General features: G+C 62.9%; 26 protein-coding genes and 2 tRNA genes. 13 read left to right on the forward strand and 15 right to left on the reverse strand.

Features of this window, described 5'->3' with window-relative positions:
- The first annotated feature begins 88 nt into the window (after nt 1-88).
- From LIX93_RS07645 to LIX93_RS07655, 3 genes are all read left to right on the forward strand, one after another.
- Nucleotides 89-2740 (forward strand): FimV/HubP family polar landmark protein, encoded by a 2652-nt coding sequence (locus LIX93_RS07645; protein WP_226503397.1) that lies wholly within the window; start codon nt 89-91, stop codon nt 2738-2740.
- On the forward strand, nt 2740-3033 hold the full coding sequence (locus LIX93_RS07650) for a SelT/SelW/SelH family protein (RefSeq protein WP_226503398.1): 294 nt from the start codon (nt 2740-2742) through the stop codon (nt 3031-3033). The genes LIX93_RS07645 and LIX93_RS07650 overlap by 1 nt, the downstream gene beginning before the upstream one ends.
- 82 nt (nt 3034-3115) lie before the next feature.
- Complete coding sequence (locus tag LIX93_RS07655) at nt 3116-4180, forward strand: AraC family transcriptional regulator (RefSeq protein ID WP_226503399.1); 1065 nt, start codon at nt 3116-3118, stop codon at nt 4178-4180.
- Here the strand turns inward: LIX93_RS07655 and LIX93_RS07660 are convergent.
- Nucleotides 4137-5591, reverse strand: coding sequence for a TrkH family potassium uptake protein (locus LIX93_RS07660; RefSeq protein ID WP_226503400.1), 1455 nt, complete (start codon nt 5589-5591; stop codon nt 4137-4139). The two genes, LIX93_RS07655 and LIX93_RS07660, sit on opposite strands and share 44 nt — an antisense overlap.
- Before the next feature lie 98 nt (nt 5592-5689).
- Here LIX93_RS07660 and LIX93_RS07665 point away from each other — a divergent pair, with 98 nt between their 5' ends.
- The gene (locus LIX93_RS07665) at nt 5690-6244 is read left to right on the forward strand and encodes a nitroreductase family protein (protein ID WP_226503401.1); all 555 of its coding nucleotides are present in this window, start codon (nt 5690-5692) and stop codon (nt 6242-6244) included.
- A gap of 19 nt (nt 6245-6263) precedes the next feature.
- Here the strand turns inward: LIX93_RS07665 and LIX93_RS07670 are convergent, their stop codons facing one another.
- From LIX93_RS07670 to LIX93_RS07690, 5 genes are all read right to left on the reverse strand, one after another.
- Nucleotides 6264-7610: a HAMP domain-containing sensor histidine kinase gene (locus tag LIX93_RS07670; protein ID WP_226503402.1), complete on the reverse strand. Its 1347-nt coding sequence runs from the start codon at nt 7608-7610 to the stop codon at nt 6264-6266.
- Between the two features lie 90 nt (nt 7611-7700).
- Nucleotides 7701-8150 carry an LTXXQ domain protein gene (locus LIX93_RS07675; protein WP_226503403.1) on the reverse strand — a complete coding sequence of 150 codons (450 nt, stop codon included), beginning with the start codon at nt 8148-8150 and terminating at the stop codon, nt 7701-7703.
- A 269-nt stretch (nt 8151-8419) separates the two neighbouring features.
- On the reverse strand, nt 8420-9097 hold the full coding sequence (locus LIX93_RS07680) for a response regulator transcription factor (RefSeq protein ID WP_226503404.1): 678 nt from the start codon (nt 9095-9097) through the stop codon (nt 8420-8422).
- A gap of 21 nt (nt 9098-9118) precedes the next feature.
- Entirely contained in the window at nt 9119-9418 is a 300-nt protein-coding gene (locus tag LIX93_RS07685) for a YciI family protein (protein ID WP_226503405.1), read from the reverse strand.
- Between the two features lies 1 nt (nt 9419).
- Nucleotides 9420-10004, reverse strand: a complete 585-nt coding sequence (locus tag LIX93_RS07690) for a septation protein A (protein WP_226503406.1) — start codon at nt 10002-10004, stop codon at nt 9420-9422.
- A gap of 69 nt (nt 10005-10073) precedes the next feature.
- On the opposite strand from LIX93_RS07690, the gene LIX93_RS07695 reads away from it, so the two are divergent.
- The 7 genes from LIX93_RS07695 (at nt 10074) to arfB (ending at nt 15675) form a co-directional block, all read left to right on the forward strand.
- Nucleotides 10074-10931, forward strand: a complete 858-nt coding sequence (locus LIX93_RS07695; protein WP_226503407.1) for a PHP domain-containing protein — start codon at nt 10074-10076, stop codon at nt 10929-10931.
- Nucleotides 10932-10944: 13 nt separating this feature from the next.
- A complete protein-coding gene (locus tag LIX93_RS07700; protein ID WP_226503408.1) occupies nt 10945-11574 on the forward strand; it encodes an L-threonylcarbamoyladenylate synthase in 630 nt (209 codons plus the stop codon).
- A gap of 122 nt (nt 11575-11696) precedes the next feature.
- Nucleotides 11697-12395 carry a ScpA family protein gene (locus LIX93_RS07705; RefSeq protein WP_226503696.1) on the forward strand — a complete coding sequence of 233 codons (699 nt, stop codon included), beginning with the start codon at nt 11697-11699 and terminating at the stop codon, nt 12393-12395.
- Between the two features lie 11 nt (nt 12396-12406).
- A complete protein-coding gene (scpB, locus tag LIX93_RS07710; RefSeq protein WP_226503409.1) occupies nt 12407-13474 on the forward strand; it encodes an SMC-Scp complex subunit ScpB in 1068 nt (355 codons plus the stop codon).
- Nucleotides 13475-13480: 6 nt separating this feature from the next.
- A complete protein-coding gene (locus LIX93_RS07715) occupies nt 13481-13675 on the forward strand; it encodes a DUF1289 domain-containing protein (protein ID WP_226503410.1) in 195 nt (64 codons plus the stop codon).
- A 185-nt stretch (nt 13676-13860) separates the two neighbouring features.
- The gene (rluB, locus tag LIX93_RS07720; RefSeq protein WP_226503411.1) at nt 13861-15153 is read left to right on the forward strand and encodes a 23S rRNA pseudouridine(2605) synthase RluB; all 1293 of its coding nucleotides are present in this window, start codon (nt 13861-13863) and stop codon (nt 15151-15153) included.
- Nucleotides 15154-15261: 108 nt separating this feature from the next.
- Entirely contained in the window at nt 15262-15675 is a 414-nt protein-coding gene (gene arfB / locus LIX93_RS07725) for an alternative ribosome rescue aminoacyl-tRNA hydrolase ArfB (RefSeq protein ID WP_226503412.1), read from the forward strand.
- Here arfB and LIX93_RS07730 read toward each other — a convergent pair.
- From LIX93_RS07730 to rdgC, 6 genes are all read right to left on the reverse strand, one after another.
- Complete coding sequence (locus LIX93_RS07730; protein ID WP_226503413.1) at nt 15672-16874, reverse strand: MFS transporter; 1203 nt, start codon at nt 16872-16874, stop codon at nt 15672-15674. The genes arfB and LIX93_RS07730 overlap by 4 nt on opposite strands.
- A 148-nt stretch (nt 16875-17022) precedes the next feature.
- Nucleotides 17023-17211 (reverse strand): hypothetical protein, encoded by a 189-nt coding sequence (locus LIX93_RS07735; protein WP_226503414.1) that lies wholly within the window; start codon nt 17209-17211, stop codon nt 17023-17025.
- 108 nt (nt 17212-17319) lie between these two features.
- Nucleotides 17320-17457: a hypothetical protein gene (locus LIX93_RS07740; RefSeq protein ID WP_226503415.1), complete on the reverse strand. Its 138-nt coding sequence runs from the start codon at nt 17455-17457 to the stop codon at nt 17320-17322.
- 170 nt (nt 17458-17627) lie between these two features.
- The gene (sugE, locus tag LIX93_RS07745) at nt 17628-17942 is read right to left on the reverse strand and encodes a quaternary ammonium compound efflux SMR transporter SugE (RefSeq protein WP_226503416.1); all 315 of its coding nucleotides are present in this window, start codon (nt 17940-17942) and stop codon (nt 17628-17630) included.
- Nucleotides 17943-18057: 115 nt separating this feature from the next.
- A complete protein-coding gene (locus tag LIX93_RS07750; protein ID WP_226503417.1) occupies nt 18058-19029 on the reverse strand; it encodes a bile acid:sodium symporter family protein in 972 nt (323 codons plus the stop codon).
- Nucleotides 19030-19115: 86 nt separating this feature from the next.
- A complete protein-coding gene (gene rdgC / locus LIX93_RS07755) occupies nt 19116-20036 on the reverse strand; it encodes a recombination-associated protein RdgC (protein WP_226503418.1) in 921 nt (306 codons plus the stop codon).
- Nucleotides 20037-20197: 161 nt separating this feature from the next.
- Between rdgC and LIX93_RS07760 the strand changes: the two genes are divergently transcribed.
- Both LIX93_RS07760 and LIX93_RS07765 read left to right on the forward strand, forming a co-directional pair.
- Nucleotides 20198-20273, forward strand: a tRNA-Val gene (locus LIX93_RS07760).
- Nucleotides 20274-20292: 19 nt separating this feature from the next.
- Nucleotides 20293-20369: transfer RNA gene (locus tag LIX93_RS07765), tRNA-Asp, on the forward strand.
- Nucleotides 20370-20550: 181 nt separating this feature from the next.
- Here LIX93_RS07765 and LIX93_RS07770 read toward each other — a convergent pair.
- The 3 genes from LIX93_RS07770 to LIX93_RS07780 all read right to left on the reverse strand — a co-directional run bounded on the left by LIX93_RS07770 (nt 20551) and on the right by LIX93_RS07780 (nt 23238).
- Complete coding sequence (locus tag LIX93_RS07770; RefSeq protein WP_226503419.1) at nt 20551-21015, reverse strand: Lrp/AsnC family transcriptional regulator; 465 nt, start codon at nt 21013-21015, stop codon at nt 20551-20553.
- 74 nt (nt 21016-21089) lie between these two features.
- Nucleotides 21090-21974 (reverse strand): transcriptional regulator GcvA, encoded by an 885-nt coding sequence (gene gcvA / locus LIX93_RS07775; RefSeq protein ID WP_226503420.1) that lies wholly within the window; start codon nt 21972-21974, stop codon nt 21090-21092.
- Between the two features lie 88 nt (nt 21975-22062).
- Complete coding sequence (locus LIX93_RS07780; protein ID WP_226503421.1) at nt 22063-23238, reverse strand: catalase family protein; 1176 nt, start codon at nt 23236-23238, stop codon at nt 22063-22065.
- Nucleotides 23239-23243 lie beyond the last annotated feature (5 nt).

Consider the following 23243-nt stretch of genomic DNA (forward strand, 5'->3'; position numbering starts at 1 on the left):
CTGTGCCCTGAGTGGCTTCTGTGCTTGGTGAAAACAGGCCGGCACGCTATAAAAGAGTCATCGGAAGCAGTTTCCTCAAGGGATTCCCATGCAAGAACGCGTTTCGTCAGGTTTCGGGCGGGTCATTCCGGCTCCCAAGGTTTCCCTTCTGGCCGCGATGGTCGCTGCCGGGGCGCTGTTCTATTCGGCGCTGGCGCCGGCGTTGGGGCTAGGCGAGATCAGCTTGCACTCGGCACTGAATCAGCCGCTCAATGCCGATATCGAACTGGTCGATGCGCAAGGGCTGGACCGCAGCGACCTGGCCGTTGGCCTGGCCAGCGCTGATGAATATAGCCGCGCTGGTATCGATCGCGTGTTCTTTCTCAATGATCTGCGTTTCACTCCGGTATTTCAGGGTAATCGCAAGTTCATTCACGTCAGTTCCGTGCGCCCGGTGGTCGAGCCTTATTTGAGCTTTCTGGTGCAGGTCAGTCGGCCAGGCGGCCAATTGCTGCGGGACTACACGGTACTGCTGGACCCAGCGGGTACGGTGCCCCTGACCCCAGCGAGCATTCCGACCGGCAGCGCCGCCTCGGCCGACCAAGGCACCGATTACACCCGCGCAGCGGCCTCGTCCTCGGCGCCGCCCCCTGCGCCGCCGAAGGCCGCCGCCACGCCGGCAGCAAACTTGCCGGCGACCAGCGAGAACAAGCGTTACACCGTGGTCGCCGGCGATACCCTCTGGACCGTCGGCAAGAAGCTGACCGCTGCTGGTACACCGACACCACCCAACCAGCTGGTACGAGAGCTGCGCGATCTGAACCCGGCGCGTGGCCCGTTGAAAGTGGGACAAAGCTTGCGGGTACCGGATTCCGCGGTATTGCCGGGCGCGCCCGCCGATCAGATCACGCCTGTCAGCGATGCCAGCGCCGGGGCTACACCGAGCAATCCTGGCGCGCCGGCGGCCAATGCGCAGACACCGGAGCAACTGACCGCGACCGTGCTGCAGAATCAGCAGTTGCAACAGAGCCTGGATGATGCCAACGCCCGGTTGCAGGCGATTCAACAGCAAGATGCGCTCAAGGATAAACAGCTGGCTGATCTGCAGGCACGTGCAGGCGCTACGCCAGGCGCTGTACCACCCGCCGGCAGCCAGGCGCAGCCGGCGACTCCGAGTGCGCCCGCTGTCTCAGGTACAGCGTCCGCCGCAGGTGCCGCAGGTGCCGCAGGTGCCGCGGGTGCCCCTCCTGCGCAGCCTGCGCCCGGCGCCAATCAGGCCGCACCGGGGCCCGCTGTATCGAAGCCCGTGCCGGCACCTGCCGCGCCAGTGGTACCGGACAGCGACGACTCCTGGCTACTGATTGCCGGTGCGCTGGCCGCCGTGCTGCTGTTGCTGGCAGCATTGCTGTTGGCAAGGCGTCGCCGCCAGCAGCAATCGGCCATCCTCGCCCCCGAGCTGATGGCCGCTGCGGTCAACGACGATGTGGTGGTGCGCTCCGCTCGCACGCCGGTCCTGGCGCTGACCGAAACCCAACTCAACGACGGCGGTCGCTACGGCGGCGAGCGTGCTACCAAAAGCGAGCCGACGCTGGCTGGTGCTCCCACGCCCGCCGTGCAGGCGCCTGCGCGACGCGAAAGCGGTCCGGCCACCGACGCCCTGGATGGCGCGAGCATTTATATCGCTTATGGCCGTTTCAATGAGGCCCTGGGCATCCTGCGCGAAGGCTTGAGTAACGAGCCCCACCGCACCGACCTGCGCGTGCGCATGCTCGAGGTCTTGGGCCAGCAAGGCGATGCACAGGGCTATGCCGAGCAGGAGGCGCTGCTGCTGGCGGGTGGCTACAGTGCGTCCACGCTGGAGCAGACACGCGCGCGTTATCCCAAGCTGGCGCCGGCGCCGGTGGCCCCCGTGCAACCGGCACCGGCCCACAGCACTGCGGACCCTGCGCCCGCGACAGCCGCTTTGGCTGCCGGGGTCATTGCAGCAGGTGTCGCTGCGGCTCAGGCCCTGGATCGCGAGCCTGAGCCGCCCGCCGAGGCCCAGGAGCAGGCAGGTATTTCGCCGGGGGCCGACGCCCCCGATCCGGTGCCGAGCGCCGAAACGGCTGCAGAGCCAGATCTTTCGACCGCCCACAGCTTCGACGCCCTGGCCGATGACTTCCCTGACCTGGGCGATTTCGACCAGCTCCCCGAGCTCGAACCCGCCGCCGACCCTGTGCCTGAATCCTTCGATGAATTCCAGCTCAACCTCGACGACCTGTCACTGGATGCCGATTGGGGCATGGTCAGCCCGTTCGACACCCCTGGGCGTCCCAAGGCCAGCGCGCCTGAAGCGCCTGCCGCTCCGGCGGAAGTCGATCACGATTTCGCCTCCAATCTCAAAGAGCTACCGGAAGTCTTCGAGATGCCCGACGAGCAGTTCCTCAGCGACTTCGCCGACCCGCAACTGCCTGTCGATCTTGAAGCGGGTATCGAGCTGGATGAACAACCCGACACCCATCAGATCGATCAGGACGCGTTGGACAACGCCTTTCTGGACAGTTTCATCACCGATGCCGATCTGCCCGAACTGGACGCCTTGACCGTCGACTTCGATGATCTGGAGCGTCAGCAGGCATCGGCGGAAAAGCTCGAGCAAGCTCAAGGGTTGATCGAGCAAGGCGATTTTTCCCAGGCCAGCGACCTGCTGCTTGAGCTGCTGCGCGAGGGTGACGACTCCTGCAAGCATGCTGCACGACAATTGCTGTCGAGCATCAGCTGATGCCCGCCGCTACTGCCAGGCCCCTAGTGGTCATCACCTACTGCACGCAGTGCCAATGGCTGCTGCGTGCCGCCTGGCTGGCGCAGGAGCTGTTGAGTACCTTCGCCGATGACCTGGGCGGCGTGACGCTGGTGCCGGCCAGCGGTGGCGCATTTGCCATCACCTGCGACGGCGTGCAGATCTGGGAGCGCAAGGCCGACGGTGGTTTCCCCGAGGCCAAAGTGCTGAAGCAGCGTGTGCGCGATCAAATCGACCCGCAGCGGGATCTGGGCCATAACGACAAGGTGACTTGACCTCTATCGATAAGTAAGCTGCCTTGCGTGCTGTTCCCTGTTTGCGGTATAGACCCAAGCAATGACACGGCAGAGAAACCCCATGGCCGCGCGCACGACCTCTTCAAGCTGGGCAACCGGCATCGTCAAGTCTTTGGAACTGGCTGGTCTGGATTGCGCAGCGCTGTTCAAGCAATTGGGGCTGGACTTCGCCGCGCTACAAGACCCCGACGCGCGTTTTCCCCAAGACGACATGACCCGCCTCTGGCGGTTGGCCGTGGAGCAGTCCGGTAATCCGGCCATTGGTCTGAACATGGGCAAGGTGGTGCGCCCGGCGTCGTTTCATGTGGTCGGTTACGTGCTGATGTCGAGCCCGACGCTGGCGACCGGTTTCGAGCGGCTGGTGCGTTACCAGCGCATCATCGCCGAAGGGGCCGATGCGATCTTCCGTCGCCTGCCGGACTGCTACCTGCTGATCCTCACTGTACACGGCGACCTGTTACCACCCACGCGCCAGAGTGCCGAAGCCTCGCTGGCCACGGCGCTGGCGTTGTGCGGGTGGTTGACCGGGCGAGTGCTGCACCCGATCAAAGTGCTGATCCAGGGCGATGCGCCGGTCGATTTGAGCCCTTACCGCGAGGCGTTTCACGGGCCGCTGGAATTCAACGCCGCCCATGATGCCCTGATGTTTCGTCATGAAGACATGGACGCACCGCTGCCCACCGCCAATGCCGCCATGGCAACCTTGCACGATCGATTCGCGGGGGAGTATTTGACGCGGTTTTCCGAGAGTCAGGTGACCCACAAGGCTCGTCAGGTGTTGTGCCGGATGATGCCTCACGGCGAGCCCAAGCGTGGACAGGTTGCACAGACCCTGCACTTGTCCCAGCGCACCTTGCAGCGCCGATTGCAGGAGGAGGGTACGAGTTTTCAGGCGTTGCTCGATGAAACGCGCCGACAGCTGGCCGAGCAGTACCTCGGGCAACCACGCATGACGCTACTGGAAATCGCGTACCTGCTGGGTTTCGCTGACCCGAGCAATTTCTTCCGGGCCTTTCGCCGTTGGTTCGATGTCACCCCAGGAGAATACCGCGCGCGTCTTGGGCAAGTGCCGCCGGTTCCCCTCAGTGACGCCAGAACGCCGGCATGCACAACACCAGCACGGTGATGATTTCCAGGCGGCCCAGCAGCATGCCGCCGGAGAGGATCCACTTGGCGGTGTCCGGGAGGCTGGAGAAGTTGCCGGCCGGGCCGATGGTTTCGCCCAGCCCTGGGCCGACCCCAGACACCGTGCTGGCGGCGCCGGTGAGCGCCGTCATCCAGTCCAGGCCCAGCAGCGACAGCGCCAGGGCGATAGCGCAGATGGTGATGGCGAAGAAGAACGAAAACGTCAGGATCGAGCGGACGATTTCTTCGTCCAGGCGGTGACCGTTGTACTTCTGCTTGATCACCGCGCGTGGATGGATCAGCTGATTGAGGCTGGCCTTGAGCAGAATGTAGGCGACCTGGAAGCGAAAGATCTTGATGCCGCCCGCTGTGGAGCCAGAACACCCGCCAATAAAGCCCAGATAGAAGAACAGCATCAGCGAAAAGTTGCCCCACAGGCTGTAATCGCCCAGCGCAAAACCGGTGGTGGTCACCACCGATGTCACGTTGAGGGCGACATGGCGGATGGCGTCCCACCACGGCAGCTTGGCAGTCCACCAGTACCAGGTACCGAGCACCAACCAGGTCACCACCAGCAATCCGAGGAAACCCTGCACCTGCTCGTCGCGGATCAGCGCCCAGCGATTGCCCCGCAGCGTCGCGACGTACAGGGTGAAGGGCACGCTGCCGAGGATCATCACCACCACTGCGACCCAGTGCACGGCCGGTTGCGACCACTTGCCCAGGGATTGATCGGAGGTCGAGAAGCCGCCCGTGGAGATCGCCGACATCGCGTGGTTGATCGCATCGAACGGGCTCATGCCCGCCAGCCAGAACGCCAGAGCGCCGAGGGCGCTGATGCCCACGTAGACCATGACGATGTACTGCGCGACGCGGTGGGAGCGAGGCATCAGTTTGTCGGAACGATCGGATGATTCGGTCTGGAACAGGCGCATGCCGCCAATCCGCAGCAGCGGCAGGATCGCCACGGCCATGCCGATAAAGCCGATGCCGCCCAGCCAGTGCAGCAGCGAGCGCCACATGAGGATGCCCGGCGACATGGTGTCCAGGCCGCTGAGCACAGTGGAGCCGGTGGCGGTGATGCCGGACATGCTTTCGAAGAAGGCGTCGGTGTAGCTGATGTGCTGGGTCAGCAGAAACGGCAGGGCGGCGAAGATCGCCACCACCACCCAACTGCTCACCGTCAGCATGTACATGTCGCGCGGACGCAGTTGCGCGTTGTCGGGCCGGCCGGGCGCGACCAGCGCCAGCCCGCAGACAAAGGTGATCAGGCTGGCCCAGAGGAACGAGTGCATGTCGCTGGAACGGTGGAAAATCACCAGGGTCAGCATCGGGATGACCATGCTGATGGCCAGGGTGACAAGGAAGATACCGATGATGAAACCGATCATCCTGAGGGTCGGCAAGGCCATTGAATCCGCTCGGGCATAGGAGAAAGGCGGCCATTCTACCTGCGGGCCCGGCCATGTAAACGTTAGAATAGCCGCTCATTGATCACAGGAGGTAACCGATGGAAGCTCTCGACGCTTTGCTCAACCGGGTCTCGATACCCCGTCTGGAAGCCCCCGCTCCTAGCGCCGAACAGCGCGAAATACTGTTCCAGGCGGCGTTGCGGGCGCCTGACCACGGGCAGTTGCGGCCTTGGCGGTTTCTCACCGTCGAAGGGGATCGCCGCGAGCAGTTGGGCGAAATACTCGCCGAGGCGGTGGCGCTCAAGGGCGGTGAAGTCAATCCGGCAGCCCTGGACAAGGCCCGGGCCATGCCGTTGCGCGCGCCGCTGGTGGTGGTAGTGATAGCCCGCTTGCAGGAGCACCCCAAGGTGCCGAAGCACGAGCAGTTGCAGGCAGCGGCCTGCGCGGCCCATGGCATTTTGCTTGCGGCGTATGCGCAAGGGATCGGCGCGGTGTGGCGCACCGGCGAGCTGGGCTATACCGAGCATGTCGCCGAGGCGCTGGGGCTGGGGGAGGGCGAGGAGTTGATTGCGTTCCTGTATCTGGGCACGCCGATGAAGGCGGCGCGGGTGCCGGAACCGTTGCCGACCGGCGACTTCGTTCGGGCTTGGTAGAACGCTGAAGCCACCCGTATCAAACCCCCGGCCGCGGCTCCAATGGCAACTCCAGCTTCGCGACGAAGCCCCCGGCCGGATGATTGCTCAGTTGCAGGCTGCCGCCGTGGCGTTCCGCTGCCCGTCGCGCAATCGCCAGGCCCAGGCCGTGCCCGGCCGATGTCTGCCCGGGCGCCCGGAAAAACGGCTCGCCCAGTTGCGCCAGGTGCTCGGTCGGCACCCCCGGCCCGTGATCGCGAACGGTAATCTCGATCTGTCCGTTGCGCAGCCGGGCGTTGATTTCGACGGGTCTGTCCGCCGGGCTGAAGCGCAGGGCGTTGCGCAGCAGATTGTCCACCGCGCGCTCCACCAGCATCGGCCATCCTTGCAGCGTCAGGCCAGGCTGAGCGTCGATCCGGACGTCGATATCGGCGGCGCTCAATTGCGCATCCTTGCGTACACCGCCCAATAGCATATTGACGTCCACGGTTTCGGCGCTGGCGTGTTCGGCATCGACCCGGGCCAAGGCGAGGATTTCGCTGATCAGATCCTCAAGTCGGTCGCATTCTCGAGTCAGTCGTGGCCACAGGGCTTCGCGCTGCTGCGCTTCGGCGCGCTCGGCCAGCGCCAGGGCAATGCGCAGGCGGGCCAGCGGCGAACGCAATTCGTGGGACACATCACGCAGCAATTGCCGTTGGCTGCCGATCAGGCTCTGCAAGCGCGAGCCCATGCGGTTGAAATCGGTGGCCAGCACGCCGAACTCGTCGCGCCGGTTGGCCAGTTGCGCCAGGCTGTTCTGCTGGTAGCTGGCCTGGCCAAGGTCGTGCACGGCGCCGCGCAGGCGGTTCAGCGGGCGGGTGATCGACAGCGTCACCAGCAGACTGAACAAGGTCAGTACCACCAGCGAGATGGCCAACGCCGACAGCGGCCAGAACAGGCTGTGCTTGCGCCATTCGTCCAGCTCCGGGAAGGGGATGCGGTAGATCAGCAGATAGGTGTCGCCGGAGGTCGGGCTGGTGTATTCGGTGGCCAGGCGCCGCCAGGGGAGGGGGCGATCATCGGCTCGGTTGTCATTGCGCTGGCGTGCTTCCATGGCCTCGGCGCGGGGCGGCACGGTGCCAGGCACTACCGGATCCCCGGATTCATTGAGCACCTGGATGCTGATATGGAACTGCCGGCGGCGTTGCTCCAGCAGTGCCTGGGCGGCATCTTTGCCTTGCTCCTCGAAGGTCTGCGTCCAGGTTTGGGCGAAGTCGCGGATAGCCGGATGGCGGCTGAGGATCCAGGCATCCTGATTCAACAGATAGCCCATCAGTATCGACAAGCCGGCGACGAGCGCGATGGCAAGCCAGAAACTGGCCAGAATGCGCCAGAACAATGAACGCAAGATGCACCTCAATGAGCAAAGCCCGGCACCGCGTGAGCGGGCCGGGCGGTTAATGTCCGGGCAAGGCCGAGCGCAGCCTTGCGTCAGCGCTTACTGAGCCTTCTGGCCTTTCTGCGCTTTCCAGGCCTGGAACTCGGCCCATTCGGCGCGACGTTCGTCCTGTTTCTTTTTCATGTCGTCGAAGGTCTTCTGCTGGTCGGGCTTGAGCACTGCACGCACGTCGGATTGGGTCTTGGTGCGGTTGGCGTCCATCTCGTCCTTCAGGGCCTTTTGATCGGCTGCCGGCAATTTTTGCAGGTACTTGTCGGCGATTTCGCGGCTGTGCTGGCGCTCTTCACCCATCAGTTTACCGATTTGCTCACGTTGGTCGCGGCTCAGGTCGAGTTTGTCGAAAGGGCCTTCGCCACGATGATGCTCCATGCCTGGGCCACCGAAACCTGGGCCGAAGCCTGGGCCTTTGTCCGGGCCATCACCCGGGGCAGCCATGGCAATGGTCGGCAGTGCGGTAGCGAACATCAGAGCGATCAGGGTCTTGCGCATGGTGTATCTCCTTGTCTCGTCGCCGGTGTCTGTACCGGATGTGGCCAGTTTAAGGAGATCAAGGTCAGCAGCAGTCAGGCGAGCGTAAAGCTTGAGTAAAGAGGCTCGTGACCAGCCCTGACAAATACGACTGACCACCTAGACCCCTATGGGAGCGGGCCCTGCCCGCGAATCACCAGGCAGCGTGAAGTGTCAGGCAGGACGCATCCGCCGTATTCGCCCAGGTCCTGCATTCGTGAGCAGAGCTCGCACCGACAGACAGGTGCCGATCACTCCGCGTAGTAGTACCCGCGGCTGCGCAGGGCGACGATACGCGGACGGCCATCGGCGTGGGGGCCGATCTTCTTGCGCAGATTGCTGACGTGCATGTCTAGGCTGCGGTCGTACAGGGTCAGCTTGCGCCCCAGAGCGATCTGCGCCAGTTCCTGCTTCTCCAGGGGCTCGCCGGGCTGGCGCAACAGTGCTTCGAGCAGGCGGCTCTCGGAGATCGTCAGGGTGATGTCGAGCTCCTTGATGGTAACCACGCCACGCGCCGGGCTGAAGCACAGGTCGCCCAGCTCCAGCTGCCCAGTGGCCGCCGCCGGATGGCTGCGGCGTAACACCGCGCGCAGGCGAGCGGTAAGTTCGCGTGGATCACAGGGCTTGGCCAGGTAGTCGTCGGCGCCCAGCTCAAGGCCGAGAATCCGGTCCAGCGGCTCGCCACGTGCCGACAGCATCACCACTGGCAACTCGGCATGCTCGCTGCGCAGCTGCTTGAGCACCTCCAGGCCGCTGCCGTCGGGCAGCATCACGTCCAGCACCACCGCGTCCGGCTCCTGCTCGGCGAGTGCCTTGCGGGCGCTGGCGCCGTCGTGGCAGGCACGCACCTGAAAGCCTTCCTGGCTCAACCAACTGCTCAGCAGTTCGCAAAGTTCGACATCATCGTCAATCAGTAACAGGTCGCTCATGGGGTACTCAGGCGCAGGGCTTCAAGGCAGCACTTGTTTGAACGGCTTGACCAGCACCTGCTGGTAGACCCCTGCACCGATATACGGATCGGCGTCGGCCCAGGCCTGGGCAGCTTTCAACGACTCGAACTCGGCGACGATCAGGCTGCCGGTAAAGCCCGCTTCGCCCGGATCGTTGCTTTCGATCGCAGGGTGCGGGCCGGCCAGCGTCAGGCGACCTTCGCTTTGCAGTTGTTTGAGGCGCTCGAGGTGGGCAGGGCGCACGCTCAGGCGTTTTTCCAGGGAATCGGCAACGTCGGTGGAGATGATGGCGTAGAGCATGTCAGTCCTCGGATGCAGGTTTGTCATGGAGGTAGCGGGACAGGTAGATACCTTGGCCCACCAGGAACAGCAGGGTCATGCCCAGGCTGCCGAATACCTTGAAGTCGACCCAGAAGCGCTCGAAGGTGAAGGCGACGAACAGATTGGCGGCGCCGCAGATGATGAAAAACACTATCCAGGCAATGTTCAGGCGCGTCCATACCGGCTCAGGCAGGGTCAGGGCATGGCCCATGACGCGCTTGATCAGCAGGCGGTCGCCGATGAAATGGCTGCCGGCAAACACCAGCGCGAAAATCCAGTTGACTGCCGGTGCCTTCCATTTGAGGAAGGTCTCGCTGTGGAAGGCCAGAGTCAGGCTGCCGAACACCAAACAGGCGATCAGCGTCAGCCATTGACCCTTCTCGAGCTTGCGCTGTTTGAGGTACAGCGCGCCATAGACCACCACCGAGCTCGCGATCAGTACTTTGGTGGCGCTGTAGATATCACCCAATTGCAGGCTGTAGCCGGCTACCTCAAGGGTGTGGGCCGGGACCTTGTAGACGATGAAGAACAGCAGCAGCGGAATGAAGTCGATTAATTGTTTCACAGAAGGCAGCCAGAACCAGGATGTGGCGGCATAATAACAAACATCAATGACCGAGAAAGCGCGCCACCTATGAATGTTGATCTGCACTGTCACAGCACTGCCTCCGATGGCGCCCTGGCGCCCGCTGCGGTGGTGGCCCGTGCTTTCGACAAGGGGGTGCGCTGCCTGGCGCTGACCGACCACGACACCCTCGAAGGGCTGGTCGAGGCCCGCGAGGCCGCCCGGAGCCTGGGCATGCAGTGGGTCAGTGGGGTGGAAATGTCCTGCACTTGGGGCGGCGCGACCATTCACGTGCTGGGCTACGGCTTCTCCCTTGACTCGCCACCATTGGTCGCCGCCATCGACAAGCTCCACCATGGCCGCTGGCTGCGGGCTGAGGAGATCAGCCGCAAGTTGGCGCTCAAGGGCATGCCCGGGTCGATGGAAGGCGCGCGGGCCATCCAGCAAGCGCTGGGCGATAGTGGCAACGCGCCGGCACGCCCGCATTTCGCGGATTTTCTGATCCAGGCCGGTCACGTCAAGGATCGCGCCGAGGCGTTTCGCAAGTGGTTGGGGGCCGGCAAGCTGGGCGACGTCAAGCTGCACTGGCCGACGCTGGAAGATACCGTGGCGACCCTGCGCGAGGCCGGTGCCTGGGTCAGCCTGGCCCATCCGCTGAACTATGATTTCACCCGCAGCAAGCGTCGCCGGCTGATGGCCGAGTTCATTCAGGCCGGTGGCCATGCCATCGAAGTGGTCAATGGCCTGCAACCGGCCGATCAGGTCGGGGTGTTGTCGATCCTGGCGCGGGAGTTCGGTCTGCTGGTCAGCGCTGGCAGTGATTTTCACGCGCCGGATCAATGGGCCGAAATTGGTGTCTACCGACCAGTACCTGAAGACCTCCCACTGTTACTGGGGCGTTTCAAACATGAGCCACTTGTCGTCTGACCAGGAAGAGCACGTGAGCCAATTTTTCCAGATTCATCCGGAAAGTCCCCAGTCGCGCCTGATAAAACAGGCTGCGGAGATCATCCGTCGCGGCGGCGTGGTGGTGTTCCCCACCGATTCCTCCTACGCCTTGGGCTGCCAGATCGGCGACAAGGCGGCGGTCGAGCGCGTGCGCCGCTTGCGCCAGCTCGATGACAAGCACAATTTCACCTTGATCTGCGCCGATCTCTCGCAATTGGGACTGTTCGCCAAAGTCGACACCGGTGCGTTTCGTCTGCTCAAGGCGCATACACCCGGGCCTTATACTTTTATCCTCAACGCCACGCGGGAAGTGCCGCGCCTGTTGATGCACCCCAAGCGCCGTACCATCGGCCTGCGGGTCCCCGAGCATCCCATCGCGCTGGCGCTGACCGAAGAACTGGGCGAGCCGCTGATGAGCGTCAGCCTGATCATGCCGGGTGAAACCGAGCCGATGAGTGACCCGTACGAAATGCGCCAGTTGCTCGAGAAGCACGTCGACCTGATTATCGACGGTGGTTTCGGCGGAGTGTCTGCGTCCACGGTGATCAACCTGGCGGGTGACGAGCCGCAAGTGGTACGCGTGGGCTGTGGCGACCCGACCCCGTTCATGGTCGAGGCATGAGCGATATCACCTCGGCGAGCACTGAATCGCTGACCGACATCCCCCAGCAGCTGCAACTTGCGTTGGTCTACGGTCAGGCCGTCACGGAAATGCCGGTCGACCTGTACATCCCGCCCGACGCCCTGGAGGTCTTTCTCGAAGCCTTCGAAGGCCCCCTCGACCTGCTGCTCTACCTGATCCGCAAGCAGAACATCGACATCCTCGATATCCCGGTAGCCGAGATCACCCGCCAATACATGGGCTACGTCGAGCTGATGCAGCACGTGCGCCTGGAGCTGGCGGCGGAATACCTGGTGATGGCCGCCATGCTGGCCGAGATCAAATCGCGGATGCTGCTGCCGCGTTCTGCGGCCGTCGAGGAGGAAGAGGGCGACCCGCGTGCCGAGCTGATGCGGCGTTTGCTGGAGTACGAGCGCTTCAAAGCCGCCGCCGAAGGGATCGACACCCTCAGCCGCGTCGGTCGTGACATCATCGTGCCCAAGCTCGATGCCCCCGAAGCCAAGGCGCGCAAGCTGTTGCCAGAGGTCAGCCTCGAAGAAGTGCTGCTGTCCATGGCCGAAGTGCTGCGCCGCGGCGATCTGTTCGAAAGCCACCAGGTCAGCCGCGAAGCGCTGTCGACCCGCGAGCGGATGAGCGAAGTGCTCGAGCGCCTCAAGGGCGGTGGCTTCGTGCCGTTCGTCGCGCTGTTCACCGCAGAGGAAGGCAAGCTTGGGGTAGTGGTGACCTTTATGGCCATTCTCGAGCTGGTGAAGGAATCGCTGATCGAACTCGTGCAGAATGAGCCTTTTGCCGCTATCCATGTCCGCGCGCGAGCCGAATAACGAGCACATGCATGAACCTCAATGAACCCCGCGAACTGGCCGCCCTGCTGGAAGCCTTTCTGCTTGCCTCGGGAAAGCCCCAGGGCCTTGACCGCCTGTACGAACTTTTCGAGGAAGGCGAGCGCCCCGAGCCGCCGGTATTCAAGAAAGCCCTCGACCTGCTGCGCAAGAGTTGCGACAACCGTGCGTTCGAGCTGGTCGAGGTGGCGTCCGGCTACCGGCTGCAGATTCGTGAGAAATACGCGCCCTGGGTCGGCCGCTTGTGGGAAGAACGCCCGCAGCGCTATTCCCGAGCGATGCTCGAAACCCTGGCGTTGATCGCCTATCGCCAGCCCATCACCCGGGGCGAGATCGAAGACGTACGTGGCGTGGCGGTCAACAGCAACATCGTCAAGACCCTGCTCGAACGCGAGTGGATCCGCGTAGTGGGCTATCGCGATGTGCCCGGCAAACCGGCCATGTTCGCCACCACCAAGGCGTTCCTCGACCACTTCAACCTGAAGAACCTCGACGACCTGCCACCGCTGGCCGCGTTGCGCGAAATGGAGCCCGAGCCGCTGCCCGACGTCGAGGACGCCCCCGTACCTGCACACTTGCAGGCCTTGGCCGATGCCAGCCTGGAGGATGAAGACGAGGCGGCGCCGCGGGATGAAACCAGTTTCCGCACCTTGTTGCTTGAGCTGGACGAGATGGAGCAGGGCCTCAAGACCGATTTCGATGATTTACGTGTGGAGGAGGTTCAGGCAAACCCTGACGAGCCAAACCCCGACGAGCCAAACCCTGAGGATTCAGGCGCTGAAGAACGGCGCGCAGACCAACCGGGCGCTGAAGAGCCAGGCCTTGCAGGAGCGCCTGGCGCCGACACGGATAATAACGTCGAGCCTGATCCGCCAGAAGTTCGCGCGCCGGTCAACGTGATCGGTGATTCCCCGGCGATCTTCGCCGAGCATCGGGCCAGCGTCGCCGCCGCACGGGAAGCGCTCAAGGCGTTGTACCAGCAGACGCTTGAACGGTCGTCTGCGGACGAGGACGAAGACGATCAGGATGAAGATGAACCGGACGATCCGGCCCGAGTCTGATACTGCATGAACGCTAAAAATCCCTGTATCGACATCTGTAAATTCGACGAAAACGTCTGCATCGGCTGCGGGCGTACCAAAGCCGAGTGTAAAGGCTGGAAGAAAATGGAAAAGGACGAACGCCGCGAGGTGAACGAACTGTCCATAGCCCGTCTCAACGACATGAAGGCCACCGGCCAGCGGAAAAAAAAGAAACACTGACTATTTCCACTACGCTGGGATGCGTAGCGCCGCTCAAGCGCGTATGATTCGCGACCTTTTGTGCTAAACCGCTTTGGTTTTCCACTGTGGGGCGGGCAAAGCCTGCTTGCACAGGTGCAGCGCACAAGACCATGATTTTTTGTTCGGGCACCTGCCCGAACTCGACCCACCGGGAGGTGCTTAAGATGAGTGAACTCGATCAGCAAGATCAGGAAATCGGTCCAGCCGGCGAAAAACTGCAGAAAGTGCTGGCACGCATCGGCGTAGGCTCACGCCGTGACGTCGAGGCCTGGATCGCCGCCGGCCGCATCAAGGTCAACGGCCGCGATGCCACCTTGGGCCTGCGCGTCGACCTGCACGACGCGATCACCGTCGACGGCAAGGTCATCAAGCGCGAAGAAGCGTCCGAGACCGTGCGTCGCGTGATCATCTACAACAAGCCCGACGGCGAAATCTGCACCCGTGACGACCCAGAAGGCCGTCCGACCGTGTTCGACCGCCTGCCGCGCCCGCGCGAGGGTCGCTGGATCAACGTCGGCCGTCTCGACATCAACACCACCGGTTTGCTGATGTTCACCACTGACGGTGAGCTGGCCAACCGGCTGATGCACCCCAAGTTCGAGATGGACCGTGAATATGCGGTGCGTGTACGTGGCGAAGTCGACGAAGACATGCTGTTGCGCCTGAAGAACGGCGTGATCCTCGAAGACGGTCCTGCCCGTTTCACCGATATCCAGGAAGCACCGGGTGGCGATGGTTTCAACCATTGGTATCACTGCGTGGTGATGGAAGGTCGCAACCGCGAAGTACGTCGCTTGTGGGAATCTCAGGGCTTGATGGTCAGCCGCCTGAAACGTGTACGTTTCGGCCCGGTGTTCCTCAATTCCGATTTGCCGATGGGGCGCTGGCGCGAACTGACTCAGTTCGAAGTCGATACGCTCAGCACCGAAGTCGGCCTGACGCCAGTCTTGCAGCCGACCGTCAGCACCAAGATCAAGGACAAGCTCGACCGTATGCAGCGCAAATCGTCGCGGCCGATGGGCCGTAGCGAGCGCGTGCGCCAGTTGCGTCCGGCACACGATGGGGCTGCACCTGCAGAGCGTCCGGCCCGCCAGCCTCGTGACGAGCAAGCCCGTGGCGGTGAAGCGCCGCGTGGTGAACGCGCGCGTACCGATGCAGGTCGTGGTGATGCCCCTCGTGGCGACCGTGCACGCAGCGAAGCTCCCCGTGGCGAGCGCAGCCGCACTGACGCCCCTCGTGGCGACCGGGCTCGCACCGAGGCTCCGCGTGGTGAAAAACCCACCCGTGGTACCCCGGTTGCGGATCGTCCACGCGATACCACCAAGCGCCCTGCCAAGCCAGCGCCAAAGCGCCCCGGTGTCGGCCTGACCGACGCGCCGTCGGGCAAGCGCCGTGGCCCGGCCGCCGGTGATGGCCAGCGCCCAGGCTTCGGCCGCCGCAAGCCGAAACCCGAGTAATCAGCGGGTGGCGATAAAAAACGCCAGCCTTAGCGCTGGCGTTTTTTTGCGCGCAGGTGGAACGCACTCCGAACTGTCTTCCTGAAGCGATCTGAGCCCCTGACCCCAATGCTCGAAATCTCCAACAACGTCCACCTCCCCGATGCCGAGATCGAGCTGACGGCCATCCGCGCCCAGGGCGCTGGTGGTCAGAACGTCAACAAGGTCTCCAGCGCGGTGCACCTGCGCTTCGATATTCGCGCGTCATCATTGCCGGAGTTCTACAAGGAGCGCCTGCTGGCACTGCGTGATAGCCGCATCACCAGCGACGGGGTGATCGTTCTCAAGGCCCAACAGTACCGCACGCAAGAGCAGAATCGCGCCGATGCGTTCGAGCGGCTGCGCGAGCTGATTCTGGGAGCCATCAAGGTGGAGAAGAAGCGCCGCCCGACCAAGCCCACGCTGGGCTCCAAGACCCGCCGCCTGGAGGGCAAGACCAAACGCGGGGCGATCAAGGCTGGCCGCGGGCGGGTGGATTTCTAGAGCGCGACGTCGGGATGGCGCGCCGCTTGTTGGCTTTGACGGAACAAACGCAGGCTTAGCACCATGCCGGCCAAGGCTGCCACTGCCGCGACCAGAAAGATCGCGGCGAAGCCGAAGCCACTGGCGACCGCACCCGCCACCGGGCCGGTGATGCCGAGGGACAAATCCACGAACAGCGAAAAGGCCCCTACGGCCGCACCACGACTGGAGGCAGGCACTAGGTTGACCGCCTCGACGCCTAGCGCCGGAAATACCAGCGAAAACCCGAAACCGCTCAACGCCGCGCCGGCCATGGCCAGTTCGGCATTGGGTGCAAGCCACAGCAGCAATAGCCCCAGCGTCTCGACGCTGAGGCAGGCAATGGCCACGCGAAAGCCGCCGATGCGGTTGATGAGGTTGCCGAACAACAGTCGCGCAAGGATGAAACTGCCGCCGAACAGGCTCAAGGAAAGAGCGGCGTTATCCCAATGCTGCGAGCCGAAATACAGGGTGATGAAGGTCGCGATGGTACCGAAGCCCACGCCGCCCAAGGCCAGGCCACAGCCATGGGGGAAGACTTTCCAGAGTACGTGCATGAACGGCAGACGCTCGCCGACCACGATTGGCGCGGGTGGCCGATTCCATGCGAAGGCAATCCCCACGGCGGCCAGCACGATAATGCTCATGCCCACGCTCCATAGCCCCAGATGCGAGGCCATGACCACACCCATTGGTGCACCGATGGCCAGCGCGCCGTAGTTGGCGATGCCGTTCCAGGAGATCACCTTGGCGGTGTGGGCCGCGCCGACCCGGCCGATGCCCCAGCCAATCGCCCCCGAGCCCACCAGGCTTTCGGCAAAGCCCAGAATGATCCGGCCAAAGAACAGGCTGACCAGGCTGGCCATGGGAAAACTGTGCAGCCAGGCCGACACCAGCATGCACGCACCGCTCACCCCGCAGGCGCCAAGACCGATCAATACCGCGCGTTTGCTGCCCTTATTGTCGATGATGCGCCCGGCGAACGAACGGCTCATCAAGGTCGCCAGGTACTGCACGCTGATCACCAGGCCGGCGATCACCGCGCCGAAGCCAAGGTCGGTGTGCACATAGCCGGGCAACACCGCCAGCGGAATGCCGATGCTGAGGTAGCCGATAAAGGTGAAGACAACAATGGAGACGACTTGCAGCGTGATCTGCATCGGCCGCTGGGAATCAGGCATGTAGGGGTCAACTCTGTTGCACGGAAAGGGGAGAGCTGCGGTTGTCAAGGTGGCTATGATAAGTCGCGCACGGTGTGAGTGACACCTTGTAACGATTATTTTAAGCGAGCGCTGTCAGCGGGTGGCGCAGTCCAGGCGACGCGATGATTCAGGACGCAGGGATCGAGGGTGCCAGCAAGCGGGTGGCAACCAGTGCGGCGACCGCTTTGTCGCGGCTGCCGAAGCGGGCCAGCAGGATTTTTTGCTTGGCGGCGGGCAAGCGCTGCCAGACGTCGAGCATCTGTTGCGCGGTCTCGATCATCAGGCCGGCCTGATGTTCGTCGATAGGTGGATTCATGGCGATTTCTGTCGAGGCTGGGAAACAGCCACCAGCATAGCAGGCGTCTGAGGCGCAGTGGAAAGCAGCAGGCGCTGCCGGGGATCACACTGCGCCAGAGGGTGACGTCTAGTCTTTGCGCTTGGCCGGCTGCGGTTCAGCGCGAGAGTCGGCATTCATTGCTTGTTGCTGGCTGGCCGAGACTTTGGATTCCGAGGGTTCTGGCTGGTGCAGGCTCGGGAAGGGGAGGTTTGGGATTTCATGCATCTTGGGCGCTCCACAGGGAAAGGAATGTTCGGAATATTACGAAAATGCGCCGACAGGATAACTCAGGGCATGTGACAGAGCGATTATAAGTCGATTAAATCTGCTAGATGGCAAATTGCCGCAGGGTGGGGAAAGAGGTGCCACATTGAGCGCCAAAACCCCATACGGCCCTAAGACGCCAGCTTGAGACCCAACAGCCCGATCACGATCAAGGCCACGCTCGCCAGCTTGATCAGCGCCATCGACTCGCCAAACAGCACCACCCCGGTGATGACCGTACCCACGGCGCCCAGCCCGCTCCATACCGCATAGGCCGTACCAACGGGCAGTTCGCGCACCGCGATGCCCAGCAGGCCGACGCTGCAGATAATCGCCAAAACGGTGAGTACGGTGGGGAGGGGGCGGGAAAAGCCGTCGGTGTATTTCAGGCCGACGGCCCAGCAGACTTCCAGCAAGCCGGCACAAAACAGAATGATCCAGGACATTACAGACACCTCATCGTTTGCAGATGGGGTCGTCCCCGGATTCAAGTCTGTGGCGACGAAGGTCGTCCTTCGTGCTGACCATGGTGCCTAAAATCGATTCCGGGGACAAGTTGCCTCAGTGGGCGGCGGGTTTGTTCTCCAAGGTTTCGCTTGGCACGTTTGGGTCCTCCATGCGGCGGAACCAGGTCGCCAGCAGTGCTCCGGAAATATTGTGCCAGACGCTGAACAGCGCGCTCGGCACCGCCGCCAGCGGCGAGAAGTGCGCACTGGCCAAGGCCGCGCCCAGCCCCGAGTTCTGCATACCGACTTCCAGGGCCAGTGACTTGCGTTGCGCCAATGGCAGCTTGCACAGCTTGCCGGTGAAGTAGCCCAGCAAGTAGCCGAAGCTGTTGTGCAGCATCACCACCAGCATGATCAACAGCCCGGACTCGGCGATTTTCGCCTGGCTCAGGGCAACCACCGCACACACGATCATGACGATGCTGACCACCGAAATCAGCGGCAATACCTCCACCGCCAGCTTGACCCGCTCGCCCAGCAGACGTTGAGCGACCACGCCAAGGATGATCGGCAGCATCACGAATTGCAGGATCGACACGAACATGTCCATGAATGAAACCGGCAGCCAGGCCGAGGCCAGCAGCCAGATCAGCGCGGGCGTGAGCAGCGGGGCCAGCAGCGTGGTCACAGCCGCGATGGCCACCGACAAGGCGAGGTCGCCTTTGGCCAGCCAGGTCATGACATTCGACGAGGTACCGCTCGGGCAGCAGCCGACGAGGATCACCCCTACGGCGATTTCCGCAGGCAGGTGAAACAGCTCGCAAAGAATCCAGGCCACGCCCGGCATGATCACGAAATGCGCGACCACGCCCAGGCCGACCCGCCACGGGTGGCGAGACAGTGCGGCGAAATCATCCAGCTTGAGCGTCAGGCCCATGCCGAACATGACCAGCCCCAGCAGCGGTACGATCCAGGTTTTCAGGCCCACGAACCATGTCGGTTCGCAGTACGCCAATACGGCGAACAGCAAGACCCAGTAAGCGAACGTATTGCCGACGAAGCGGCTCAAGGCGGCCAGTGCACGCATGGCGGTGTGTGTCCTTTTTATAATAAAAGAAGCAGGTCGTTCAAATGTGGGCGCGACCCCGGCCGCTCCCACAGGTCAGGTCTGTTTCAGATACCCTGTGGAATCTCTTCCCCGCCCAGTGCTTCGAAAAGCGCCGGGAGGAACTCGCCGAAGGTCAGCATCATCAGCGTGAAGCTCGCGTCCTGCTGCCCGAGATCGTCTTCGCCGCCGTTCTCTTCGGCTTCATTGGTCAGCAACTCCTCGAAGCGCAGGCGCTTGACCACCAGCTTGTCATCCAGCACGAAGGAGATCTTGTCCTGCCAGGCCAGCGACAGCTGGGTCACCTGCTTGCCAGTGCTCAAGTGCAGCTGGATTTCTTCGCTGGTCAGGTCCTGGCGCTTGCAACGGACGATGCCGCCGTCTTCGTGGGTGTCGCGCAGCTCGCACTCGTCCAGTACATAGAAGTCATCGGCGGCTTTCTGGGTCTTGACCCAATCGGTCATCACTGCGGTCGGGGCGATCTTCACGCCCAACGGTCGCACTGGCAGCGAGCCGATCACTTCGCGAACGGTGGATAGCAGATCTTCGGCACGCTTGGGGCTGGCCGAGTTGACCAGAATCAGGCCCAGTTTCGGCGCGATGGCGGCAAAGGTGGACGAGCGACGAATAAAGGCACGGGGCAGGAACGCCTGGATGATCTCGTCCTTGATCTGGTCGCGTTCCTTCTTGTAGACCTTGCGCATCTGCTCGGCCTCGATCTCTTCGACCTTTTCCTTGACCGCGTCACGCACGACGCTGCCTGGCAGGATGCGCTCTTCCTTGCGGGCGCTGATCAGCATGAAGTCCTGGCTGACGTGCACCAGTGGCGCATCTGCACCCTTGCCGACCGGGGCGACGAAACCGTAAGTGGTCAACTCCTGGCTTGCACAAGGGCGCGCCAGTTTGGTGGCCAGTGCGGTTTCCAGCGCCTCGGCGTCGAACGGAATATCCTGGGTGAGGCGGTAGACGAGCAGGTTTTTGAACCACATGAGGTGAATCTCTCCTTAATACACAAGGCGGGCATTATTCTCCCTGTAGCCGCTCAGGCCAACCGGTTCTAAGTCTTTGGAAGGCCTGAAAAAAATATTTTAAAAAGTGCTTGCCAGAGGTAGGGGGCGTCCGTAGAATGCGCGCCACACCGAGAGTGAAAGGGTGATTAGCTCAGCTGGGAGAGCATCTGCCTTACAAGCAGAGGGTCGGCGGTTCGATCCCGTCATCACCCACCAATCTCTCTTTGTGTATCGCGCAGCGGTAGTTCAGTCGGTTAGAATACCGGCCTGTCACGCCGGGGGTCGCGGGTTCGAGTCCCGTCCGCTGCGCCATATCTCGCTTCAAGGCCCACTGAACTCCTTGAAGCAAAAAACAAGCGACCTTAACCGGTCGCTTTTTTTTGTCCAGATTTTTCCCCTTTGCACCGAACCTGTAGCGAGGCGGCTTGCCCCCCGAGAGGCAGGCCCGCAACAGCGATGTTGTCGGCAACATTTTCGGGGGCAAGCCTCCTCGCTACAGGGGTAGGTAACGCAGCGGCATGGCCGTGGTGTATTTGATCTGTTCCATGGCAAAGCTGGAGCTGATATCCGACAGCCCGGGTATCTGGATCAACTGCTTGTACACTGCGTCGTAGCCGGCGATGTCCGGCACCGCCATCTTCAGCAGGTAGTCGGTGTCGCCGGCCATCCGGTACAACTCCACCACCTCGACGATCTCGGCTACCCGCGCATGGAAGGTCTGCAGCCATTCGGCACTGTGCTGATTGGTCTTGATCGACACGAAAACCGTCACGCCTATATTGAGTTTCGAGCGATCGAGCAGCGCCACGCGTTTGCGCAGGATGCCTTCCTCTTCGAGCTTTTGAATGCGCCGCCAGCAGGCCGTGGTGCCCAGGCCGATGCGTTCGGCGAGGGCGCCGATGGCGAGGGTGCAGTCATCCTGAAGGATTTCGAGGATGGCGCGATCGAATTTGTCCATTGTTCGTCCTGATCGATTAAGGCGCAGAGTTTACGCTGCGTCGTCGCATTCGAGCCGCAATTCACGGGCTGTCTTCAGCAGCGCGCCAGAATCCACTGCACGAAATCCTTCACCTTCGGCACCTCGGCCGCGTGCTCGGAGTACGCCATGAAGTGCGCGCCGTTGCTTGGGGTGACGTGGCTCAAGGGCACCACCAGTTTACCTTCACGCAGTTCCTCGGCGACCAGATAGCGTGGGATCAGGGCGATGCCGCAGCCGGCCAGCGCCGCGTGAATGCACATATAGAAGGTATCGAAACGCGGCCCGTGGTAGCTGTTCTGCGAACTCAAGCTCTGGGCCAGGAACCACTCATGCCAGGCCTCGGGTCGCGATGTACATTGCAGCAGCACCTGTTCGGCCAGTTGCGTAGGGTTGTCGAACGGGCGCTCGGCCAGCAGCTCCGGGGAGCACACCGGCACTACATCTTCACTGAACAGCTCCAGGCAGGTTGCACCCGGCCAGGTGCCCTGGCCGAAAAAGAACGCCACATCCGCCTTGGCCTGCAACAGGTCGAACGGCTCCAGTTCGCTGCGGATGTCCAGGTGGATATGCGGGAAGTGCTTGCCGAAGCCTTTGAGGTTGGGGATCAGCCAGCGCGCGCCGAACGTCGGCTGCGTGGCCACACGCAGCACCTCGGTCTCGGCGCCATAGGACAGGATGTAGCGGCTGGACATGTCGATCTGGGTAAGGATCTTGTCCACCTCGGTGAGGTACAGCGAGCCTGCCGGGGTGAGCTGCAGACGGCGGCGCACGCGTTGGAACAGATGGTGCTGGAGCATCTCTTCGAGCTGCGCCACCTGCTTGCTCACCGCGCTCTGGGTCAAGTGCAGTTCCTGGGCAGCACGGGTGAAACTCAGGTGCCGCGCCGCCGCTTCGAAGCATTGCAGCGCGGTCATGGAAGGGGTCAGGCGTCGGGACATGGTTGATCGCTTTCGGGGGCTGGCCCCTCGCTACAGGGTCTGGAGGTCTATTCCCTCACGGAATGACCCTGTGCGTAAAGGCCAGTGCTCACTGACCGGCGTTGCGGCTATGGCGATAATCGCTGACCGCTTGATAAACCGCCTTGCGCAGGCGATTGATGCCACCGATCGGGCGGTGAGCTTCAAGTCCGTGCCAGGGGTTGAACGACAGGTTGTCACACATGAGGTTCTGCTCTGGGGTATCGAAGTCCTGCGCTGGCACACGGATGCGGGCGACGGTCTCGAAGGGGGCATCGGCCTCGCGCCATTCGATGCTGGTGTCTTCGATGGGCATATAGCGGCGTGCGTCCTGGCGCTGGATCTGCAAGGCGAAACACGCCGGTTGGCGATCGGCCGACAGTTGCTGGAACAGTGCGGTGCGCAAGAAATTCGGCAGGTCGGTGTTCTCCGCCGGCACGCTGTAGGCCGGGCAACTGGCGGGGTCGGGGATAACGCGGAACTTGGCGTTGGCACTGCCGAACTTGTACGGCGATACCGAGTAGTAGGTCGCCAAGGTCGGGCTCGCCGGGGCGCCTGCCAGGGTCGCCTTGGCAATCATCAGGTGACGCAGCTGCCAGGTGCGCGGATCCCAGCTCGGGAAGAACGCCATGGCCTGCTTGCCATCCGCCTGCGCAGCGATGTTCTGCCGATACTCGGCGACGTCGCTGACGAAGAAGTTGGCATGGCTGAACATCACAAAATCCTGCTCGTGCAGCGGCTGGCCGTCGCTGCCCGTGGCATTGGGCAACAGTTGCGTACCGGGCACGTCGAGCAGCTTGATGGCCATGCCGCGGGCGTCGTGAATCGCGTCGAATTGCGGGTAGGCGTTGCCGTTGGACAGGCGAATCCAGGCGTTCCAGTGCTGCCCCGGCTGGGCGAATACACCCTGGCGCAAGTCGTTGCGCAGGTCCTGCGGCACCGTCACTTCGGCCTTGACGCAGCCGTGGGCCTTGGCATGGGCGTCGCGCAGGTAGCGGGTCTGCTCCTTGTGCTGGTCGACGATGCGCACGGCGGTCTGGATGATGTCCTGGGTCATGGCGGCTTCGTCAGCAGGGATCTGCTCCTGGTCCGCCACCGGCCCGGAAAACTTCCAGGCGTACCAGGCCGTACCCAGCAGCCAGCCCAGTGCACCAAGCACCAACAGCCACAGCAGCAGTCGTATCAGCAATCGACCGATTCGCAGCCACAGGCGCGCCAGCGGGCTCGGCAGGGCGGGGGTGAACATCCGAC

The organism is Pseudomonas sp. MWU16-30317 (assembly GCF_020515695.1).
In the GTDB taxonomy this organism is placed as follows: Bacteria; Pseudomonadota; Gammaproteobacteria; order Pseudomonadales; family Pseudomonadaceae; genus Aquipseudomonas.

Bases quoted from the DNA above. Each gene is read 5' to 3' on its own strand.
- LIX93_RS07645 (WP_226503397.1), top strand. From the start codon at position 89: ATGCAAGAACGCGTTTCGTCAGGTTTCGGGCGGGTCATTCCGGCTCCC.
- LIX93_RS07650 (WP_226503398.1), top strand. From the start codon at position 2,740: ATGCCCGCCGCTACTGCCAGGCCCCTAGTGGTCATCACCTACTGCACG.
- LIX93_RS07655 (WP_226503399.1), top strand. From the start codon at position 3,116: ATGGCCGCGCGCACGACCTCTTCAAGCTGGGCAACCGGCATCGTCAAG.
- LIX93_RS07660 (WP_226503400.1), bottom strand. From the start codon at position 5,591: ATGGCCTTGCCGACCCTCAGGATGATCGGTTTCATCATCGGTATCTTC.
- LIX93_RS07665 (WP_226503401.1), top strand. From the start codon at position 5,690: ATGGAAGCTCTCGACGCTTTGCTCAACCGGGTCTCGATACCCCGTCTG.
- LIX93_RS07675 (WP_226503403.1), bottom strand. From the start codon at position 8,150: ATGCGCAAGACCCTGATCGCTCTGATGTTCGCTACCGCACTGCCGACC.
- LIX93_RS07680 (WP_226503404.1), bottom strand. From the start codon at position 9,097: ATGAGCGACCTGTTACTGATTGACGATGATGTCGAACTTTGCGAACTG.
- LIX93_RS07685 (WP_226503405.1), bottom strand. From the start codon at position 9,418: ATGCTCTACGCCATCATCTCCACCGACGTTGCCGATTCCCTGGAAAAA.
- LIX93_RS07695 (WP_226503407.1), top strand. From the start codon at position 10,074: ATGAATGTTGATCTGCACTGTCACAGCACTGCCTCCGATGGCGCCCTG.
- scpB (WP_226503409.1), top strand. From the start codon at position 12,407: ATGAACCTCAATGAACCCCGCGAACTGGCCGCCCTGCTGGAAGCCTTT.
- LIX93_RS07715 (WP_226503410.1), top strand. From the start codon at position 13,481: ATGAACGCTAAAAATCCCTGTATCGACATCTGTAAATTCGACGAAAAC.
- rluB (WP_226503411.1), top strand. From the start codon at position 13,861: ATGAGTGAACTCGATCAGCAAGATCAGGAAATCGGTCCAGCCGGCGAA.
- arfB (WP_226503412.1), top strand. From the start codon at position 15,262: ATGCTCGAAATCTCCAACAACGTCCACCTCCCCGATGCCGAGATCGAG.
- LIX93_RS07730 (WP_226503413.1), bottom strand. From the start codon at position 16,874: ATGCCTGATTCCCAGCGGCCGATGCAGATCACGCTGCAAGTCGTCTCC.
- LIX93_RS07735 (WP_226503414.1), bottom strand. From the start codon at position 17,211: ATGAATCCACCTATCGACGAACATCAGGCCGGCCTGATGATCGAGACC.
- LIX93_RS07740 (WP_226503415.1), bottom strand. From the start codon at position 17,457: ATGCATGAAATCCCAAACCTCCCCTTCCCGAGCCTGCACCAGCCAGAA.
- sugE (WP_226503416.1), bottom strand. From the start codon at position 17,942: ATGTCCTGGATCATTCTGTTTTGTGCCGGCTTGCTGGAAGTCTGCTGG.
- LIX93_RS07750 (WP_226503417.1), bottom strand. From the start codon at position 19,029: ATGCGTGCACTGGCCGCCTTGAGCCGCTTCGTCGGCAATACGTTCGCT.
- rdgC (WP_226503418.1), bottom strand. From the start codon at position 20,036: ATGTGGTTCAAAAACCTGCTCGTCTACCGCCTCACCCAGGATATTCCG.
- LIX93_RS07770 (WP_226503419.1), bottom strand. From the start codon at position 21,015: ATGGACAAATTCGATCGCGCCATCCTCGAAATCCTTCAGGATGACTGC.
- gcvA (WP_226503420.1), bottom strand. From the start codon at position 21,974: ATGTCCCGACGCCTGACCCCTTCCATGACCGCGCTGCAATGCTTCGAA.
- LIX93_RS07780 (WP_226503421.1), bottom strand. From the start codon at position 23,238: ATGTTCACCCCCGCCCTGCCGAGCCCGCTGGCGCGCCTGTGGCTGCGA.